Annotated in this window: 2 protein-coding genes and 1 pseudogene; all 3 read right to left on the minus strand. The window is 64.1% G+C overall.

What is annotated here, in order from left to right; all coding sequences use genetic code 11:
• Positions 1 to 44: 44 nt before the first annotated feature.
• Complete coding sequence (locus tag WB528_RS07425) at positions 45 to 1,790, minus strand: peptidoglycan D,D-transpeptidase FtsI family protein (RefSeq protein ID WP_423887771.1); 1,746 nt, start codon at positions 1,788 to 1,790, stop codon at positions 45 to 47.
• Positions 1,787 to 2,203: a cell division protein FtsL gene (gene ftsL, locus WB528_RS07430; protein ID WP_423887772.1), complete on the minus strand. Its 417-nt coding sequence runs from the start codon at positions 2,201 to 2,203 to the stop codon at positions 1,787 to 1,789. The genes WB528_RS07425 and ftsL overlap by 4 nt, the downstream gene beginning before the upstream one ends.
• 3 nt (positions 2,204 to 2,206) lie before the next feature.
• Positions 2,207 to 2,366 (minus strand): annotated as a pseudogene (locus tag WB528_RS07435) (16S rRNA (cytosine(1402)-N(4))-methyltransferase RsmH); the annotation flags it as partial.

The raw sequence follows: 2,366 nt of genomic DNA on the forward strand, positions 1-2,366 counted from the left end.
CTCGAGACATGGCCGGGCAGGTAGCGAATGTCAAATCCACTCCGCTAGTTTGTCTTCGATGCCGCAAGAATAAGGCGGTCGGACGGCGGCAGGTCGAAACGCGGTTCGATGCCCAAAATCGGCGCGATCCGGGCGATCACGTTGCCGGCGGTCGGTACCGCGTTCCAGCCCGAGGTGATGAAGCCGTAGGTCTCCTTCAACGGCTGCGGCTCGTCCAGCATGATCAAGACCTGGTAGCGCGGCTTGTCGACCGGCAGAATCGCGGTAAAGGCGGTGAGCACGCGCTTCTTGGCGTAGCGTCCATTGATCACCTTCTCGGCCGTGCCGGTCTTGCCGCCGATGTAGTAGCCCTTGACGTCAGCCTTCCGCGCGGTGCCGACCTCGGCGTTGAGCCGCATCAGGAACCGCATCTTCTCCGAGGTCTCGGGCTTGATCACCCGCTTGGCGACTTGCATCGCCTCTTCCTCATTGCGCTTGAGGAAGGTCGGCGGAATGAGATAGCCGCCATTGACCAGCGCGCTCACGCCCATGACCGCCTGCAACGGCGCCACGGCTATGCCGTGACCGAAAGCGATCGTGATGGTGTTCAGGTCACCCCAGTGATGCGGCACAAGCGGTGCCGCGCTTTCCGGCAATTCGGTGCGCAGCCGGTCGAGTTGCCCCATTTTACGCAAGAACGCCTTGTGCGCGTCCACGCCCTGCGCCAATGCGATTCGCGCCGCGCCGACGTTGGAGGAGAAGGTGAACACCTCCTTCATGGTCAGGAAGCGGCCCTTCGGCTCGTCGTCATGGATCGCGAACTTGCCGTAATGCAGCGGCCCGCGCGCGTCCCACAGCGAATCGAGGCCGTACTTGCCAGTGTCCAGCGCCATCGCCAGCGTGAAAGCCTTGAACGTCGAACCCATCTCGTAGACGCCCGTGGTCAGCCGGTTGATGCGATCGGGATCGTGCGCTTCCTTCGGATTGTTCGGATCGAAATCCGGCAGCGAGACCATGGCGACGACTTCGCCGGTCCTGACGTTGGTGACGAGGCCGGAAGCCGCCTTGGCGCGAAACTTCGCTTTCGCCTTTTGCAATTCATCGCGCAGCGCATGCTCGACCCGCAGGTCGACCGACAATTCGACCGGACGCTGCAAGCGATCGGTGGCAAAGCCGGCGCGATGCAAATCGGCCAGGCCGTTGCTGTCGAGCCATTTCTCCATCCCGGCGATGCCCTGGTTATCGATGTTGACGAGGCCGATCAGATGCGCGACCTCATTGCCGGTTGGATAGACGCGCTTGTTCTCGCGCAGGAAGCCGATGCCGGGAATGCCGAGGCGGTGAATTTCCTGTTGCTGTTGCGGCGTGATTTCCCGCTTGAGCCAGACGAAGCCTTTGCGTCCGGAAAGACGCTCGCGCACTTCGCCTGTGTCGAGATCGGGCAGAGTGGCAGTCAGAAGCTCGATCGCCTCGTCCTTGTCGATGATGCGGCGCGGCTCGCCGAACAAGCTCGGCGCCTTGACGTCGGTGGCGAGAATCTCGCCGTTACGGTCGACGATATCGGGCCGTGCGGTTGCAATCGCGTCCTGGCTTGCGCCGCGACGCGCGCCGTGGCTGTCGGTGCCGGTCGCAAACATCACGAGCCGGCCGCCGATCACGGCGTAGACCGCGACAAAGGCGAGCATCACAAACCCGACGCGCGCGCGCGCCTTCAAGGCGCGATCGACGTTGCGTCCGTATAGCAGGCTGCGGATCAGCCGCTGCCGCCAAGGTTCTTGCGAAGGACGGCCGGAGCGCAGGCGATTGCTCATCGCTGCTCCTCCTGCGCCGGCGCCTGTGGCTCTGCCTGTGCCGGGATCGAGCCCGTCACGGTTGGGGCATCGGCGGTCGCCTCGATGGTCTCGAGCATTGCGCCGATCGGATCGGCCTCGCCGGGCCTTGCGAAGTTCGGCGGACGATCAGGCAGGTTCTTCAAGGAGTCGTATTGATTGGCGTTCAGCGACTTCAGCGCCAGATGACGCTCGGCCAGTCCTTGCAGCCGTAGCGGCGAATCGAGCTTGGCCCATTCAGCGCGCAACACCGCAATCGCATCCCGCTGTTCGCGAATTTGGGCGCGCAGCCGCAGCACACGCTCGGTGCGCTCCGTCGAGTCCATCTTGATCCGGTAGACATAGGCAGCCGCAAACACCAGAGCGCCGATCACGAGAAGATGGATGATGCGCATGCGTCAGCCTCCCCTCATCACGGTGTCGAGAGTGGGCCACCCCGGCAGCGCGGTGGCGGCATGTGCCGGCGCTTCGGTGCGCTCGGCAGCGCGCAGCTTGGCGGAGCGCGCGCGAGGGTTACGTGAGACTTCATCACCCTCGGCCGTCACCGGGCGCTTGGTG

Origin of the sequence: Bradyrhizobium sp. (assembly GCF_049586575.1) — a bacterium.
Lineage (GTDB): Bacteria > Pseudomonadota > Alphaproteobacteria > Rhizobiales > Xanthobacteraceae > Bradyrhizobium.

Bases quoted from the DNA above. Each gene is read 5' to 3' on its own strand.
- WB528_RS07425 (WP_423887771.1), bottom strand. From the start codon at position 1,790: ATGAGCAATCGCCTGCGCTCCGGCCGTCCTTCGCAAGAACCTTGGCGG.
- ftsL (WP_423887772.1), bottom strand. From the start codon at position 2,203: ATGCGCATCATCCATCTTCTCGTGATCGGCGCTCTGGTGTTTGCGGCT.